This is a genomic window from Denitratimonas tolerans, assembly GCF_037203605.1.
Lineage (GTDB): Bacteria > Pseudomonadota > Gammaproteobacteria > Xanthomonadales > Xanthomonadaceae > Denitratimonas > Denitratimonas tolerans.
The window spans coordinates 113,711-130,563 of sequence record NZ_JBBDHC010000004.1 but is presented as its reverse complement, the minus strand read 5'-3'; the positions used below and the strand labels follow the sequence as shown (position 1 = coordinate 130,563).

15 protein-coding genes are annotated in these 16,853 nt (G+C 68.0%); 9 read left to right on the top strand and 6 right to left on the bottom strand.

The genetic code is table 11. The features are described from left to right. Positions 1-476: 476 nt before the first annotated feature. The 3 genes from fghA to WB794_RS04185 all read right to left on the bottom strand — a co-directional run bounded on the left by fghA (position 477) and on the right by WB794_RS04185 (position 4,790). A complete protein-coding gene (gene fghA / locus WB794_RS04195) occupies positions 477-1,307 on the bottom strand; it encodes an S-formylglutathione hydrolase (RefSeq protein WP_337334596.1) in 831 nt (276 codons plus the stop codon). Positions 1,308-1,425: 118 nt separating this feature from the next. After that, entirely contained in the window at positions 1,426-2,535 is a 1,110-nt protein-coding gene (locus WB794_RS04190; protein WP_337334595.1) for an S-(hydroxymethyl)glutathione dehydrogenase/class III alcohol dehydrogenase, read from the bottom strand. Continuing rightward, positions 2,532-4,790 carry a heavy metal translocating P-type ATPase gene (locus tag WB794_RS04185; RefSeq protein WP_337334594.1) on the bottom strand — a complete coding sequence of 753 codons (2,259 nt, stop codon included), beginning with the start codon at positions 4,788-4,790 and terminating at the stop codon, positions 2,532-2,534. The genes WB794_RS04190 and WB794_RS04185 overlap by 4 nt, the downstream gene beginning before the upstream one ends. A gap of 123 nt (positions 4,791-4,913) precedes the next feature. On the opposite strand from WB794_RS04185, the gene WB794_RS04180 reads away from it, so the two are divergent. Both WB794_RS04180 and cueR read left to right on the top strand, forming a co-directional pair. Beyond that, positions 4,914-5,114, top strand: coding sequence for a heavy-metal-associated domain-containing protein (locus WB794_RS04180; RefSeq protein ID WP_337334593.1), 201 nt, complete (start codon positions 4,914-4,916; stop codon positions 5,112-5,114). Between the two features lie 58 nt (positions 5,115-5,172). Further along, a complete protein-coding gene (cueR, locus tag WB794_RS04175) occupies positions 5,173-5,577 on the top strand; it encodes a Cu(I)-responsive transcriptional regulator (protein ID WP_415926642.1) in 405 nt (134 codons plus the stop codon). Between the two features lie 82 nt (positions 5,578-5,659). Here cueR and WB794_RS04170 read toward each other — a convergent pair whose 3' ends face one another. The 3 genes from WB794_RS04170 to WB794_RS04160 all read right to left on the bottom strand — a co-directional run bounded on the left by WB794_RS04170 (position 5,660) and on the right by WB794_RS04160 (position 9,981). Further along, complete coding sequence (locus tag WB794_RS04170; protein WP_337334591.1) at positions 5,660-6,853, bottom strand: acetyl-CoA C-acyltransferase; 1,194 nt, start codon at positions 6,851-6,853, stop codon at positions 5,660-5,662. A gap of 97 nt (positions 6,854-6,950) precedes the next feature. Then, positions 6,951-9,320: a 3-hydroxyacyl-CoA dehydrogenase/enoyl-CoA hydratase family protein gene (locus WB794_RS04165; RefSeq protein WP_337334590.1), complete on the bottom strand. Its 2,370-nt coding sequence runs from the start codon at positions 9,318-9,320 to the stop codon at positions 6,951-6,953. Between the two features lie 31 nt (positions 9,321-9,351). Continuing rightward, a complete protein-coding gene (locus tag WB794_RS04160) occupies positions 9,352-9,981 on the bottom strand; it encodes a TetR/AcrR family transcriptional regulator (protein WP_337334589.1) in 630 nt (209 codons plus the stop codon). A gap of 235 nt (positions 9,982-10,216) precedes the next feature. Between WB794_RS04160 and ndk the strand changes: the two genes are divergently transcribed. From ndk to der, 7 genes are all read left to right on the top strand, one after another. After that, a complete protein-coding gene (gene ndk / locus WB794_RS04155) occupies positions 10,217-10,642 on the top strand; it encodes a nucleoside-diphosphate kinase (protein WP_337334588.1) in 426 nt (141 codons plus the stop codon). After that, positions 10,642-11,805, top strand: a complete 1,164-nt coding sequence (gene rlmN / locus WB794_RS04150) for a dual-specificity RNA methyltransferase RlmN (protein ID WP_337334587.1) — start codon at positions 10,642-10,644, stop codon at positions 11,803-11,805. Before ndk ends, rlmN begins: the two co-directional genes overlap by 1 nt. 7 nt (positions 11,806-11,812) lie before the next feature. Then, positions 11,813-12,559: a type IV pilus biogenesis/stability protein PilW gene (gene pilW / locus WB794_RS04145; RefSeq protein ID WP_337334586.1), complete on the top strand. Its 747-nt coding sequence runs from the start codon at positions 11,813-11,815 to the stop codon at positions 12,557-12,559. Next, positions 12,556-13,467 carry a helix-turn-helix domain-containing protein gene (locus WB794_RS04140; RefSeq protein WP_337334585.1) on the top strand — a complete coding sequence of 304 codons (912 nt, stop codon included), beginning with the start codon at positions 12,556-12,558 and terminating at the stop codon, positions 13,465-13,467. The genes pilW and WB794_RS04140 overlap by 4 nt, the downstream gene beginning before the upstream one ends. Before the next feature lie 95 nt (positions 13,468-13,562). After that, positions 13,563-14,201, top strand: coding sequence for a YfgM family protein (locus WB794_RS04135; RefSeq protein WP_337334584.1), 639 nt, complete (start codon positions 13,563-13,565; stop codon positions 14,199-14,201). A gap of 1 nt (position 14,202) precedes the next feature. Next, a complete protein-coding gene (gene bamB / locus WB794_RS04130) occupies positions 14,203-15,345 on the top strand; it encodes an outer membrane protein assembly factor BamB (RefSeq protein ID WP_337334583.1) in 1,143 nt (380 codons plus the stop codon). Positions 15,346-15,447: 102 nt separating this feature from the next. Further along, on the top strand, positions 15,448-16,842 hold the full coding sequence (gene der / locus WB794_RS04125; protein ID WP_337334582.1) for a ribosome biogenesis GTPase Der: 1,395 nt from the start codon (positions 15,448-15,450) through the stop codon (positions 16,840-16,842). Positions 16,843-16,853: the final 11 nt, after the last annotated feature.

Sequence of the window (16,853 nt, the reverse complement as noted above, 5' to 3'; positions counted from 1 at the left end):
GGACAGCAAAGCAACAAAAAACCCCGCCGTAGCGGGGGTTTTCATGTTCAGACCGGACGCCTGCGGACGGCTGCGGCCAGCATGTTGGTGCCCGAGGTCGGACTCGAACCGACAAGCCTTGCGGCGGAGGATTTTCATCCCACTTCGGCTTTCGCCGCCGTCCGTTCAGACGTTCGTGGTCTGGAGCACGCCTTCACCTTGACCTTGCGGCTTTAGGTGCCCGCCGTCTGCTCTCTACACCTTCCCGAAGCGGGCTTCGGGCTTGGCTCGGCATCAGCTCGGAACGGATCCAGGGCCTTCACCGAGTTTGACGGGCTTCACCTCCAAGGTTTCCCTCGAAGGGCTCAAATTGTCTGAGTCCTCTGCGTCTACCAATTCCACCACTCGGGCGTGATGTGCTTGCCGCGGCGCGTGACGCCGGTGCCGTGGCGAGCGCGGAAGTATACGGCATCGCGCCCACCCTGCAAGGCGCGCGCTCAGGCGCGCAGCGCGGCGGCGTGGTGCGCGATGTGCTCGCCGATGAAGCTGGCGATGAAGTAGTAGCTGTGGTCGTAGCCGGGCTGCATGCGCAGCAGCAGCGGGTGGTCGACCGCCTCGCAAGCGGCCTGGAACAGCTGCGGCCTGAGCTGGGCATCGAGGAATTCGTCGGCCTGGCCCTGGTCGATCAGGATCGGCAGCTTTTCCGTGGCCGATTTGACCAGTTCGGTGGCGTCGTACTGTGCCCAGGCCGCGCGATCCGGGCCGAGGTAGGCAGCCAGCGCCTTTTCGCCCCACGGCACCTGCGAGGGTGCGACGATGGGGGAAAACGCCGAGACGCTGCGATAGCGCCCCGGGTTCTTCAGCGCGATGGTCAGCGCGCCGTGGCCGCCCATCGAATGGCCGCTGATCGCGCGCGCATCGCTGGCGGCCGGGTCCGCTTCCACCCAGGCCGGGAGCTCATCGACGATGTAGTCGTACATGCGGTAGTGCTTCGCCCAGGGCTCCTGCGTGGCGTTGACGTAGAAGCCCGCGCCCTTGCCCAGGTCGTAGCCCTCGGCGTCTGCGACGTCGTTGCCGCGCGGGCTGGTGTCCGGGGCGACGAGGATGATCCCGTGCTCGGCGGCGTAGCGCTGTGCGCCGGCCTTGGTGATGAAGTTCTGCTCGGTGCAGGTCAGGCCCGAGAGCCAGTACAGCACCGGGCAGGGGCCCTTCTCCGCCTGCGGCGGGAAGTACACGCCCACGGTCATGTCGCAGCCCAGGACCTCGGAGCGGTGGCGGTAGACGTCCTGCCAGCCGCCGAAGCATGCGCGGTGTTCGATTCTTTCCAAGACACACCTCATCAGACTCTGTAGGAGCGGCCACGGCCGCGAACATGGTTGGGCCGACTCCCCTGTCGCGGCTGTAGCCGCTCCTACAGGTGGTGGCCGGACCGGTGGGAGCATGCGCTCAGTAGCGGATCACCGTGCGGATCGACTTGCCTTCATGCATCAGCTCGAAGGCCTCGTTGATGCGCTCCAGCGGCAGGGTGTGGGTGACGAAGGGCGCCAGTTCGATCTCGCCCTTCATCGCGTCCTCGACCATGCCCGGCAGCTGGGTGCGGCCCTTCACGCCGCCGAAGGCGGTGCCCATCCACTTGCGGCCGGTGACCAGCTGGAACGGACGGGTGCTGATCTCCTTGCCCGCGCCGGCCACGCCGATGATCACGCTCTGGCCCCAGCCGCGGTGCGCGCACTCCAGCGCCGCGCGCATCACCTCGACGTTGCCGATGCACTCGAAGCTGTGGTCCACGCCCCAGCCGGTCATGCCGACGATTACTTCCTGGATCGGCTTGTCGTGGTCCTTCGGGTTCACGCACTCGGTGGCGCCCATCTGCCGGGCCAGCTCGAACTTGGCCGGGTTGGTGTCGATGGCGATGATGCGGCCCGCCTTCGCCTGCTTCGCGCCCTGGATCACGGCCAGGCCGATCGCGCCGAGGCCGAACACGGCCACGCTGTCGCCTTCCTGAACCTTCGCCGTGTTGTGCACCGCGCCGATGCCGGTGGTCACGCCGCAGCCGAGCAGGCAGGTGTGCTCCGGGTTGGCCTCGGGGTTCACCTTGGCCAGCGAGACCTCGGCGACGACGGTGTGCTCGGCGAAGGTCGAGCAGCCCATGTAGTGGTAGACCGGCTGGCCCTTGTAGCTGAACCGGGTGCTGCCGTCGGGCATCACGCCCTTGCCCTGGGTGGCGCGCACGGCCACGCACAGGTTGGTCTTGCCGCTCTTGCAGAACAGGCATTCGCCGCACTCGGCGGTGTAGAGCGGGATCACGTGGTCGCCGGGCTTGACGCTGGTCACGCCCTCGCCCACCTCGACCACGATGCCCGCGCCCTCGTGGCCGAGCACGACGGGGAACAGGCCTTCCGGATCGTCGCCGGAGAGCGTGAAGGCGTCGGTGTGGCAGACGCCGGTGTGGGTGATGTGGACCAGCACTTCGCCCTTGCGCGGCGGCGCGACGTCGATCTCGACGATCTTGAGGGGTTCGCCTGCGGCGAAAGCGACGGCGGCGCGGGATTTCATAGCGGGAGCCTCGAACGTGAACCGGACAGCCTGTCACCATAGCCGCTTGCCACCGGAGACCGCCAGCGCCGCAGCAGTAGCGCGTTGCTGGTGACGCTGACCGACGAGAGCGCCATCGCGGCACCGGCCAGCACCGGACTGAGGTAGCCCAGGGCCGCCAGCGGAATGCCGATGACGTTGTAGATGAAGGCCCAGAAAAGGTTCTGGCGGATCTTGGCGACGGTGCGGTGCGAGATGTCGAGCGCGGCGGCGACGAGTCGCAGATCGCCGCGCATCAGGGTGATGCCGGCGGCGTGCATGGCCACATCGGTGCCGCTGCCCATGGCCATGCCGACGTCGGCCGCGGCCAGCGCCGGGGCATCGTTGACGCCATCGCCCACCATCGCCACGACGTGACCTCCGGCCTTGAGGCGTTTCACCGCGTCGGCCTTGTCGCCGGGCAACACCTCGGCCATGACTTCGCCCGCGTCCGGATCCATGCCCAGGCGTCGCGCCATGGCCTCGGCCGCGGCGCGGTTGTCGCCGGAGATCATCACGGTGCGGATGCCGGCGGCGTGCAGCTGCGCGATGGCCTCGCGCGCTTCGGATTTGGGTTCGTCGCCGAAGACCAGCAGCGCCAGCGCGCGGGGCGCAGCGCCCGGCGCGCCGGATTCGGCCAGCACTGAAAGCGTGGCGGCGCGGGCGTCGGGCGGAACGGGCAGGGCGTCGAGTGCCGCGCCCAGTTCGCCCATCCAGCGCAGGCTACCGAGGAGCAGCGGGCGTTCGCCGACGCGCCCCTGCGTTCCACGTCCGGGCACGGCGAGCACCTCGCGCGGCGCTTCGAGTTCGAGGCCGCGAGCACGGGCGGCTTCGATCACGGCACGCGCCAGCGGGTGTTCGCTGCCGCCCTGCAGGCTGGCCGCCAGCGCCAGTGCCGCGTCGGCATCCACCTCGGGGGCCGGAGAGAACGCAAGCAGCCGCGGCCGGCCGCGGGTGAGGGTGCCGGTCTTGTCGAAGGCCACGGTGCGCACGCGGTGGGCGATTTCCAGCGCCTCGGCATCCTTGATCAGGATGCCGAACTTCGCCGCCACGCCGGTGCCGGCCATGATCGCGGTCGGTGTCGCCAGGCCCAGCGCGCAGGGGCAGGCGATCACCAGCACGGCGACCGCGCGCATCACCGCGGTTTCGATGCCTGCGTCCAGGTACAGCCACAGTCCGAACGTGGCCAGCCCGATCAGGATCACCAGCGGCACGAACACCGCCGACACCTTGTCCACCAGCCGCTGTACCGGCGCCTTGCCGGCCTGCGCGTCTTCCACCAGACGGATGATGTTCGCCAGCACGCTTTCGCTGCCGGCGGCAGTGACTTCCACCACCACGCGGCCCTCGCCGTTGATCGAACCGCCGGTGAGCCGGTCGTCGACGCGCTTGCCGACCGGCAGCGGTTCGCCCGTCAGCATGGATTCGTCCACCTGGGTTGCGCCTTCCAGCACGCGTCCGTCGGCGGGAACGCGTTCACCGGGACGTACCGCGAGGCGGTCGCCGGGGCGCAGTTCGTCCACCGGAATGTCGGTCTCGCCGCCGTCGACGTCGATCAGGTGCGCGAGTTCGGGGCGCAGCGCGTGCAGGGCGCGGATCGCGGCGGTGGTCTGGCGCTTGGCGCGCGCCTCCAGCCACTTGCCCAGCAGCACCAGGGTCACGACGACGGCGGCGCTTTCGAAATACAGGCCGCCGTGCTCGCCGTGCGGCGAGAACAGCCACAGCCATACCGACATGGCCCACGCCGCGCTGGTGCCGATGGCGACCAACAGATCCATGTTGCCGGTACCGGCCCTGAGGGCGTGCCAGCCGGCGCGGTAGAAGCGCGCGCCGAGCCAGAACTGCACCGGCGTTGCCAGCAGGAATTGCACCCATGCCGGCGGCATCCAATGGATGCCGAACGGCATCAGCAGCATCGGCAGCACCAGCGGGGCGCACAGCAAAAGCCCGATGCCGACCGGTGCGAAGCCGGCCCAGGGGGAAGCATCGGCGGCATCGATGGCGGCTTCCGGCGCGCGCGGCTCGTAGCCCGCATCGCGCACCGCGCGGCGCAGTAGCGGCACCATGTCTTCCTCACCGCGCCAGGTGATGCGCGCGCTTTCGGTGGCGAGGTTGACGGCAGCGTCGTGCACGCCGGACACCTTGTTCAAGGCGCGCTCCACCCGCGCCACGCACGAGGCGCAGGTCATGCCGCCGATGCCAAGGTCGAGGGTATTCAGGTCGGTTTTCGCATCCATGCGCGCAGTCTGAACCCTGACACCGTGGCAAGGTCAAGTCACCGCGACAGAGGCTTGACCTTGACATCATGGCAAGGCGCACCATGTTCAGCGAATTCCCATTCCCCATTCCCGGAGAAAACCATGAGCGAAGTCTTCACCGTCACCGGCATGACCTGCGGCCACTGCGAGGCGGCCGTGACCCGCGCCATCCGCCGTCTGGATGCACAAGCCCGGATCAGCATCGATCGCGGCCGGAACCGCGTCGAAGTGGTCCAGTCCAGCCAGCCGCGCGAGACGCTGGCCCGGGCGATCCGCGACGAGGGCTATGACGTTGGCGAGTAGCCGCAGGCGGGCCCGGGGATCGGCGCGCGCGTCGGTCGTGGCAATTCCCGCCGAACCGGTGAACATCGGCGATGCGGCGCGTGCCTCCGGCGTTTCGACGAGGATGGTGCGCCACTACGAATCGCTCGGACTGCTCGGCCAGGTCGTCCGCACCGAGTCCGGCTATCGCCAGTACGGCGAGGCCGACGTGCATGCGCTGCGCTTCATCAAGCGGGCGCGCGACCTCGGTTTTTCCATGAGCGAAATCACCGATCTGCTGGATCTGTGGCGCAACCGCCGCCGCGCCTCCGCCAGCGTGCGGCGCATCACGCAGGCACACGCAGAGGATCTCGCGCGCCGCATCGAGGCCATGCAGGCCATGCGCCGCACCCTGATGAACCTGCTGGAACACTGCCACGGCGACGCGCGCCCGGAGTGTCCGATCCTCGACGATCTGGCGGGCGGGGAGGAGACTGCGCGCTGATTGCAGCGCAGCCGGCTTCCGCAACTCAGACGGGGCGACCTTCCGACCGCCCCGCTGCGGTTTTTCACCGGGTTTGAGAGACTTACAGCGCCTCGAAAATCCCCGCCGCGCCCATGCCGGTGCCGATGCACATGGTCACCATGCCGTATTTCTGCTTGCGCCGTCGCATGCCGTGGACGATGGTCGCGGTGCGCACCGCGCCGGTCGCGCCGAGCGGATGGCCGAGCGCGATCGCGCCGCCCAGCGGGTTGACTCTGGATGGGTCCAGTTCGCAGTCGCGGATCACCGCCAGAGCCTGTGCGGCGAAGGCCTCGTTGAGCTCGATCCAGTCGAGCTGGTCCCGGGTCATCCCGGCCTGCTTGAGCGCCTTGGGAATCGCCGCGATCGGGCCGATACCCATCACTTCCGGACGTACGCCGGCGACCGAGAAGCTGACGAACCGCGCCAGCGGGGTGAGTCCGTAGTCCTTGATCGCCTGTTCCGAGGCCAGCAGCACCGCGCCGGCACCATCGGACATCTGCGAGCTGTTTCCGGCGGTCACCGTGCCGCCGGCGCGGAACACCGTGCGCAGCTTCGCCAGACCTTCGGCGGAGGTGTCGGCGCGCGGGCCTTCGTCGTGCTCGAACAGGGTCTTGCGGGTCTTGATGCGGTAGCCGGCAAGGTCGGGCGTATCGGCGATGATTTCATACGGGGTGATCTCGTCGCGGAATTCGCCGGCTGCCTGCGCCGCCAGCGCCTTCTGGTGCGAGGCCAGTGCGAAGGCGTCCTGGTCCTCGCGGCTGACCTTCCATTCTTCCGAGACCTTCTCGGCGGTGATGCCCATGCCGTAGGCGATGGCGATGTGGTCGTTCCTGAACACGTCGGCCGAAAGGCTCGGGTGGTGGCCCATCATCGGCACCATGCTCATCGATTCGGTGCCGCCGGCGAGGATCAGGTCGGCGTTGCCGAGGCGGATCTGGTCGGCCGCGAGCGCCACGGCCTGCAGGCCCGAGGAGCAGAAACGGTTGATGGTTTGCGCCGCGACGGTGTCGGGCAGGCCGGCCAGCAGCACGCCGATGCGCGCCACGTTCATGCCCTGCTCGCCTTCCGGCATGGCGCAGCCGATGATGGCGTCATCGATGCGCGAGACATCGATGCCCGGTGCTTGCGCCACGACCGAGCGCAGCACGTGCGCGAGCATGTCGTCGGGACGCGTGTTGCGAAACGCGCCGCGCGGCGCCTTGCCCACCGGGGTGCGGGTGGTTGCGACGATGTAGGCGTCCTGGATCTGTTTCATGGCTTTCTCCGAAAGCGGGGATTAGAGATTGGGGACTGGGGATTCGTGAGAGCGGGGAGGGGAGGGCTTTTTACCAATCCCGAATCCCGCAAACCGCTCAGTTCCTGAGCGGCTTGCCGGTCTTGAGCATGTGCATCACGCGCTCCTGGGTCTTGGGCATCTGTGCGAGGGCGATGAAGTGCTCGCGCTCCAGGCGCAGCAGCCAGTCCTCGTCCACCAGGGAGCCCTTTTCGACCTCGCCGCCGCACAGCACGATGGCGATGCGGGTGGCGATCTCGTAGTCGTGCTCGGAGATGAAGCGGCCTTCAAGCATGTTGACCAGCATCATCTTGAAGGTGGAAATGCCGATCTTGCCGGCCACCGGAATGGCGCGCGCGGGCAGCGGCGGGCGGTAGCCGGATTCGGCCAGCGCCAGCGCCTGGGCCTTGGCCACGTGCAGCAGTTCGAAGGGGTTGAACACCACCACATCATCCGGGCGCGCAAGGCCGAGTTCCCGGGCCTCCAGCGCGGAGCCGGAGACCTTGCCCATCGCAACGGCGTCGAAGTAGGGCTTCAGGCCGCTGTAGAGATCGCCGCTGGCGGGCATGTTGGCGCCCACGCGCACGGCGATTTCCTTGAGCCCGCCGCCGGCCGGCAGGAGGCCCACGCCGGCTTCCACCAGGCCGATGTAGCTTTCCAGCGCCAGCACGCTGCGCGCCGAATGCATCTGGAATTCGCAGCCGCCGCCCAGCGCCATGCCGCGCACCGCGGCCACGACTGGCACCAGCGAATACTTGAGGCGCTGGCTGGCCTGCTGGAAGTTGGCCACCATGGACTCGAGGCCGGCGAGGTTGCCGGCCTGCAAGAGGCCGATGGCACCGCTCAGGTCAGCGCCCGCGGAGAAGGGCTCGTTCGGTTGCCACACCACCAGCGCCCTGAAGCCTCTTTCCGCCGCGTCCACGGCTCTCAGCACGCCGTCGATCACGCCGTCGGAGACGGTGTTCATCTTGGTCTTGAAGTTCAGCACCGCGACGCCGTCGCCGTCGTGCCAAAGGCGCACGGCGTCGGTTTCGAACGCGGTTTCACCCGGCGCGAAGCGTTCGCCCAGGAGCGGATCGGGGAAGCGCTGGCGCTGGTACACCGCCAGCGAGGAGCGCGGCAGGTCGGTATCGCGCGCCGGGCTGAAGCTGCCGGCGGCACCGTGTACGCCGCTGCGTCCGTCGAACACCCAGTCGGGCAGCGGGGCCGTGCTCATCGCCTTGCCCGCGGTGATGTCCTCGGCGATCCAGCCGGCCACCTGCTTCCAGTCGGCCGCCTGCCAGGTCTCGAACGGGCCGAGCTTCCAGCCGTAGCCCCAGCGGATCGCGAAGTCCACGTCGCGCGCGGTGTCGGCGATCCCGGCCAGGTGGTAGGCGCTGTAGTGGAACAGATCGCGGAACAGCGCCCAGACGAACTGCGCCTGCGGATGGGCGCTGGCGCGCAGCCGGGCGAACTTCTCCACCGGATTCTTCGTCTTGAGGATCTCGACCACCTCGTCGGCGGCCTTGCGGTCGCTGGCGCGGTAGTCCTGCTTTTCCAGATCCAGCACGACGATGTTCTTGCCGATCTTGCGGAAGATGCCGGCACCGGCCTTCTGTCCGAGCGCGCCCTTTTCGATCAGCGCCGTGTGCCAGTCGGGTGCCTTGAAATACGTGTGCCACGGGTCATCGGGCAGGGTGTCGGCCATGGTCTTGATGACGTGCGCCATGGTGTCCAGGCCCACCACGTCGGCGGTGCGATAGGTCGCCGACTTCGGGCGGCCGAGCAGCGGGCCGGTCAGCGCATCGGCCTCGTCGAAGCCCAGGCCGAACTGCGCGGTGTGGTGCATCGTGGAAAGGATCGAGAACACGCCGATGCGGTTGCCGATGAAGTTCGGCGTGTCCTTGGCGCGAACCACGCCCTTGCCCAGCGTGGTGGTGAGGAAGGTCTCAAGCCCTTCCAGCACCGCCGGCCGGGTCTTGCCGCAGGGAATCAGCTCGGCCAGGTGCATGTAGCGCGGCGGATTGAAGAAGTGCACGCCGCAGAAGCGCGCGTGCAGCGATTCGGGCAGCGCCTCGACCAGCGCGTTGATCGACAGCCCCGAGGTGTTGCTGGCGACGATGGCGTGCGGCGCGACGTGATCCTCGATGCGGTCATAGAGCGACTTCTTCCAGTCCATGCGCTCGGCGATGGCCTCGATGATGAGGTCGCAGCCGCGCAGGAGGTCGAGATGCTGGTCGTAGTTGGCCGGGGTGATGGCACCGGCAAGCGACTTGCTGGCCAGCGGTGCCGGCGAGAGCTTGCCGAGGTTGGCGATGGCCTTGTCGACGATGCCGTTGGGCGGGCCTTCCTTCGCGGGAAGGTCGAACAGCACGGTGTCGACGCCGGCGTTGACGAGGTGCGCGGCAATCTGCGCACCCATGACGCCGGCCCCGAGGACAGCGACCTTGCGGATCGGAAGTTGCGACATGGTGGAAGCTCCGGTGGGTGGGGAGGAAGGATCAGCCGGCGCGGAAGCCGGCGGCGGCAAAGGAAACCAGTTCGGCCGCGGCGCGTTCGCAGTGCGCCTTTTCGTCGGCGTGCGTATCGCGCCGCAGCAAGCCGAAGTCGGCCATGGCATAGGTGAGTGCGCCGGCGAGGAAGTCCAGACGCCAGTACAGCGCCTCCTTGTCGAGCGCCGGCAGGCAGTGCGCCAGAGTGCGCGAGAACTCGCGCAGCACGTGGCCGTAGTTGTCGGAAAGGAAGGTGCGCAAGCGCTCGTTGCGCTCGGCGTAAGCGCGCGCCAGCACGCGCACGAAGGCACCGCCGCCGTCGCGATCCAGGCTCAGCGCCAGCGCCGGCTCGATGAAGGCGCGCAGTACCTCTTCGAGCACCACGTTCGGCACCTTGCGCGCGTGCTCCAGACGCTCCAGGCGCGCCTGGCTCATGGCGTCCATGCGGTGGCGGAAAACCTCGGTGATGAGGTTGTCCTTGGAGCCGAAGTGGTAGTTGACCGCCGCGAGGTTCACCTCGGCCTGGCTGGTCACCAGGCGCAGCGAAGTGCCGGCAAAACCATGCTCGGCAAACAGCGCTTCCGCCACGTCAAGAATGCGCTGCTTGGTGGAAAAATGCGGAGCGGGGGAGCGCGTCATCGGGGTGCGTGAGCCATGATCAAACGTTCGTTTGGTCGAACATACCGGCGCGCGAAAGAGCGGTCAATCGGCGCGAAAGTGAAAAACCGTGACGAACTTCGAGCAATACCCCGCCCAACGCTCATCCATTCTCTTGGAAAAGCACCTAAGCTCGTGTTTCGTCGCCTGTTTGCAGTGCTACAATGCCAGCCCCCTTTTGTGGGGGGTAAGCCAAGAACCCTGCACGGAGAACCCCATGGCGCTGGAGCGCACCCTGTCCATCATCAAGCCCGATGCCGTTGCCAAGAACGCGATCGGCGCGATCCTTTCCCGCTTCGAAGGTGCCGGTCTCAAGATCGTCGCCGCGAAGATGAAGCACCTCTCGCGCGCCGAAGCCGAAGGCTTCTACGCCGTGCACCGCGAGCGTCCTTTCTTCGGCGCGCTGGTCGAGTTCATGATCTCCGGCCCGGTGATGATCCAGGCGCTGGAAGGCGAGGGTGCCGTGCTCAGGAACCGTGAGCTGATGGGTGCCACCGATCCGAAGAAGGCCGACAAGGGCACCATCCGCGCCGACTTCGCCGACTCCATCGACGCCAACGCCGTGCACGGCTCCGACAGCGCCGAGAACGCCGCCATCGAGATCGCCTACTTCTTCGCGGCCACGGAGCTTTGCCCGCGCTGATGAACGCGACCGCGGCCGACGCCAGGACCAACCTCTTCGGACTCGACCGCGTCGGGCTGGAGCGCTTCTTCGTCGAGGAGCTCGACGAGAAGCGCTTCCGCGCCCACCAGGTGATGAAGTGGATGTACCACCGCCACGTCACCGATTTCGAGGATATGACGGACCTGGGAAAGGCGCTGCGCGCCAAGCTCGCCGAGCGTACCCACGTCACGCCACCCAACGTGCTGCACGACAAGCCCTCCGCCGACGGCACGCACAAGTGGCTGCTCGGCATGGACGCGCGCAACGCCATCGAGACGGTCTACATTCCCGAGAAGAACCGCGGCACGCTGTGTGTCTCCAGCCAGGTCGGCTGCGGACTCAACTGCAGCTTCTGCTACACCGCCACGCAGGGTTTCAACCGCAACCTGAGCGCGGCCGAGGTGATCGGCCAGGTCTGGGTCGCCGGTCGCCACCTGGGCAACGTTCCGCACGGCAACCGCCGGCTCACCAACGTGGTGATGATGGGCATGGGCGAGCCCCTGCTCAATTTCGACAACGTCGTCACCGCCATGAACATCATGCGCGACGATCTGGGCTATGGCCTCGCCAACAAGCGCGTCACGCTGTCCACCTCGGGCGTGGTGCCGATGATCGACAGGCTCTCGGAAGCCTGCGACGTTTCGCTCGCGGTGTCGCTGCACGCGCCCGACGACGCGCTGCGCACCGAGCTGGTGCCGATCAACAAGAAGTACCCGATCGCCGAGCTGCTGGCCTCCTGCGAGCGCTACCTCGCGCGCCGCAAGCGCAGTTCCGTGACTTTCGAATACACCCTGATGCAGGGCGTCAACGACCGCCCCGAACATGCGCGCGCGCTGGTCAAGCTGCTGCGCGGCTTCACCAACCGCGTGCAGGATGCGAACGCCGCCAAGGTGAATCTGATTCCCTTCAACCCCTTCCACGGCACGCGCTACGCGCGCCCGACCGAGGCGGAAATCCGCACCTTCCAGGAGATCCTGCAAAAGGGCGACATTCTGGCGATGGTGCGCCGCACCCGCGGGGACGACATCGATGCCGCCTGCGGCCAGCTCAAGGGCCAGGTGGCCGATCGCACCCGCCGCCAGGCGCAGTTCCTCGCCTCGTTGGCCAAACCCCGGGAGGGCGTTGCCCATGCCGTGGTCTGAGCGCGCGATGATCCTGCTTCTGGCCGCGGTCCTGACGGCCTGCGGCGGTGCCACCCAGACGCCGCGCAAGAGCGTGGATTCGGAGAGCAAAGAAGCCGCCGAACTGCAGGTCAAGCTGGGGCGTGGATACATGGAGCAGGGCGATCTGGAGATCGCGATGGAGAAGCTGCAGCGTGCGCTGCAACTCGATCCGCGCAGCGTCGATGCCCACACCCTGCTGGCGGTGCTCAACGAGCGGATCGGGCGTCGCGAGCGGGCCGAGGGCTTCTACCGCAAGGCCGAGCGCCTGGCACCGGACAATGGCGAGGTGAACAACAACCTCGGTGCCTTCCTCTGCGGCAGCGGCAATTACCGGGAGGCCGACGCCTACTTCGTCAAGGCGCTCGCCGACCCCTTTTACCGCTCGCCCGCCGCGGCCCTGACCAACGCGGGCGTGTGCGCCGGCAAGGCCGGCGATGCGGTCAAGGCGGAAGACTATTTCCGCCGCGTGTTGGCGATCCAGCCCAACGGTGCCACCGCGCTGTTCGAGCTGGCGAAGATGTCCCATGCCCGCGGCGACAGCCTGCGCGCGCGCGCTTTCCTGCAGCGCCTGGAAGCCATCGCGCCGGGCGATCCCGTGGTGCTCGACCTTGGGCAACGCATCGAGACCCGTCTGGGTGATGCCGATGCCGCACGCCGCTATGCTGACCGACTGAAGAACGAGTTTCCGGACTATGCGCCGGATGCAAGCCTCGAAGGACCGAACTCCCCATGAGCCGCCCCGTTTCCGACACCGTCCCGATGAACCCGCCGTCCGACGCGTCTTCCCACGCCCCGCCCGGGCTGTGCCTGCGCGCGGCGCGCGAAGCGGCCGGGATGTCTCTTGACGAAGCGGCGCGACGCTTGAAGCTGCGCGCCCCGATGCTCGATGCGATCGAGCGCGAAGACGTCGCAGCGCTGGGGGCACCGGTTTTCGCACGCGGCTATGCGATCAGCTACGCACGCCTGCTGCACGTGCCCGAACAGATCGTCGATCGCCTGTTCCCGCGTGAGGCGGTGGTCGAAGCCGTGCCGCTGCAGACCGCCGCGCGCGGATCGCACGGCCGCCACCTGCTGGATCGCTACGCGCGGCGCTTCGTCTATGTGGCATTGACCGCAGCGATCGTGGTGCCGGTGGTGCTGCTTGCCACGCGCGACCACCTTCCCGATCCCGAAACCCTGCTCACCCCGCTCGATGCGCCGCTGGCCGATGTGGTGTCGAATGATCCATCGCGCATTGCCTTGCCGCTGCAGCGTGAGGATGTCGGCCCGCCGGCCCCGGTCGAACAGCCGATCATGGCCTCGCTGACGCCGTTCTATTCGACTCCGCGCGCCGCCGCACCGGATGCCGCGGCCACCGGCGGGGTGGCTGCGGCTCCTGTCGGGCTGGTTCTGGAGCTCACCGGCACAAGCTGGGTCGAAGTGATCGGCCACGATGGCACGCGGCTCGCGCATGAGCTGCTGCGCGACGGTTCGCAGCGGACGTTCGCGGTCGATCGGGTCGCGCGCGTCCTGCTCGGCAATGCCGAAGCGGTGAAGGTGCGGGTCGACGGCCGCGAAGTGGACACCACGCCCTACCGGCGCGCGAACGTGGCCCGGTTTGAGCTATCCTCCGACGGTTCGCTCGCCTCTGGCGGCGAATGAGGCATCCGCGTCGTCGGTGCGACGGCGGATGACCCGACACCATCAACCCGGAGCGCCCGCGTGGCGCTCCCAATTTTCCTGGAGTGGAATTCCGCATGGACGAACACGAACAGAGTGAACTCGTTCGCTCCTGGCTACGCAACAACTCGGGCGCGCTGGCCGGTGGCCTGGTGGTTGGGCTGGCCGGCATCCTTGGCTGGCAGTGGTGGCAGCACAATCAGGCGCAGCATCGTTTCGATGCCGCGACCACCTACCAGGCGCTGCAGGACGCGGCCGAGCGCAAGGATGCCGTCGTGATCGACCAGATGGCTGCGGAGCTGGGTTCGCGTTACGCCAACACGCCGTACGGTGCGCTCGGACTGCTGCACCTTGCCGACCAGAAACTGACGGCAGGTGATGCCGAGGCCGCCCAGTCCGCGCTGCTCGACGCGGCGCGCGCGGCGCAGGATCCGGCCTTGGCCGGCTTGGCGCAGCTGCGTCTGGCGCGCATCCAGATCGAGGCTGGCAAGGCGCAGGATGCACTCGACAGCCTGGCCAAGCTGCCGGCGGACGATTTCACCGGCCTTGCCGCCGAAGCGCGCGGTGACGCGCTGCGCGTTCTGGGGCGCAGCGAAGAGGCACAGGCGGCGTACCAGGACGCGCTGAGCACCCTTGAGACGGGTGCGCCCAATCGCACCATCATCGAGATGAAGCTGGCGGACATGGGCGCGGCACCTGCGACTCCGGAGGCCTGACATGCGCCGCCTTCTTGCACTGCTGGCACTGGCTGCCCTCGTCGCGGGCTGCGGCAAGAATGCCAAGCGCGACAACGTCGAAGAGCCGGCGGAACTTCTCGAGTTCACGCCGAGCGTGAGCGTGTCGAAGGTCTGGAGCCAGGATCTGGGCAAGGGTGAGCGGCGTCTCGGCATCCGCCAGCATCCGACCATCGACGGCACGCAGGCGTACGCGGCCGATCCCAAGGGCAAGCTGTATGCGTTTGACGCGATTTCCGGTGCCACTGCCTGGTCGGTGGATACCAAGCTGCGGATTTCGAGCAGCCCGGGCGTGGGCGAGGGCACCCTGGTGATCGGCACCCTGGACGGCGACGTGGTGGCCTTCAATCCCGACACCGGCAGCGAGCGCTGGCGCAACCGGGTAACGGCGGAAGTCGTGGCGGCACCGGTCGTGGCGCGCGGAATCGTCGTGGTGCGCGGCATCGACGGCCGGGTGTTCGCATTTTCGATCATCGACGGAGAGCGCCGCTGGGTTTACGACCACGGCACCCCGGCCCTGACACTGCGCGGAAGTTCCGCGCCGATTCTGGCCGAAGGTCTGGTGCTGCTCGGCTATGACAGCGGCCAGGTGGTTGCCCTGCGCGGCGAAGACGGCGTCCAGCTCTGGGAGCAGGCGATCGCCTTCGGCGAAGGCCGGACCGAACTGGAACGCATGGTCGACATCGACGGCGAGATGGCCTACGACGCCGGCCAACTGTATGCCGCCGCGTTCAACGCCCAGGTCGTCGGCGTGTCGCTGGAGGGCGGCCGTCCGCTCTGGAATCGGGAAATGTCGAGCTATGCCGGCGTCGCCCTGTCGGACAGCAAGCTGTTCGTGACCGATCGCGACGGCGTGCTCTGGGCGCTGGATCGCGACAACGGTGCCGCGCTCTGGAAGCAGGACGGACTGGGGCACCGCTGGCTCACCACGCCGGCGGTGCAGGGCACGCGCGTCGTGGTGGGCGATGTCGAGGGTTACCTGCACTGGTTCGACATCGAAACCGGCCAGCCTGCAGCGCGCGAGCGCCTCGACGGAAAGCCGATCCGCGCCACGCCGCAGGTCCTCGGCGACACGGTTTTGGCGGTATCCACCGCAGGTCGCCTCGGGGCGTTCCGCGTTCATTGAACCGGCAGCGGCGCGCCGGGCGTGCCGCTGCATCACGCGCCCGGGCCTTGACGGGTCCGGGTGCACCGCGGCCTTCACGCCGCCGCCACTCGCGAGGTCGCCATGCTGCCGCTGGTCGCTCTGGTTGGCCGACCCAATGTCGGCAAATCGACGCTCTTCAATGCCCTCACCCGCAGTCGGGCGGCACTGGTCCATGACGAGCCCGGCGTCACGCGTGATCGCCACTATGGCGTCTGCCGTCGGGTCGAGGATCGCCCCTTCATGGTCGTGGATACCGGTGGCATCAGCGGTGAGGATGAAGGTCTCGCCGGCCTGACGGCGCAGCAATCCGGGGCCGCGATCGACGAGGCCGACATCGTCGTGTTCGTGGTCGATGCCAAGCACGCGCCGCTGCCGGTCGACGAGGAGATCCTGCGTCGCCTTCGCCGCACCGGCAAGCCGGTGCTGCTGGCGCTCAACAAGATCGATGCGGCCGACGCGCACGAGGCCGGTGCCGAGTACGCACGACTCGGCGTGGCCGACGTGATCCGCCTGTCCGCCGCGCACCAGCGCGGCGTCGACGAACTGGTGGATGAAATCCTCGAGCGCCTGCCCGAGACAGCGGATGCCGCCGTCGAGGAAGTGGAACCGGACCGCCTGCGCGTGGCCATCGTGGGGCGGCCCAACGTGGGCAAGTCCACCCTGGTCAATCGCCTGGTCGGTGAGGAACGGGTGATCGCCTCCAGCGTGCCGGGCACCACGCGCGACTCGATCCACGTCGACACCGAGCGCGACGGGCACAAGTATCGCCTGATCGATACCGCCGGCATCCGGCGCAAGTCGAAGGTCGACGAGGCCGTCGAAAAGTTCAGCATCATCAAGACACTGCGCGCCATCGAAGAGGCCCAGGTGGTGATCTTCATGCTGGATGCGAGCGAGGGAGTGACCGATCAGGATGCCTCCGTGCTGGGCCAGGTGCTGGACGCGGGGCGTGCCCTGGTCATCGCGGTCAACAAATGGGACGGCCTTTCCACCTACCAGCGCGAGCAGACCAGGGCAGCGCTGGATCGGCGCCTGGTGTTCGTTCCCTGGGCCGAATCGGTGACGATTTCGGCCGCGCACGGCTCGGGCCTGCGCGAGCTCCTGCGCGCGGTGCAGCGCGCGCACCGTTCGGCCGGCTTCCAGTTCACCACCTCGGATCTCACCCGCGTGGTGGAGGCGGCGGTGGAGGCGCACCCGCCGCCGCCCGTTGGCGGACACGCCGCCAAGCTGCGCTTCGCCCACCCCGGCGGCACCCATCCCCCCACCGCGGTGATCCACGGCGGCCGCGTCAACAAGCTGCCGGACAACTACAAGCGCTATCTGGAAAACTACCTGCGCCAGCACTACAAGCTGGTCGGCACGCCGCTGAAGCTGGAGTTCCGCCAAGGCGAGAACCCTTATGCCGACAAGGTCAATCCGCTCACCGAGCGCCAGGTTCGCCAGCGCCGGCGCCTGGTGCGTCACAGCAAGCGCTGAAGGTGGCACCC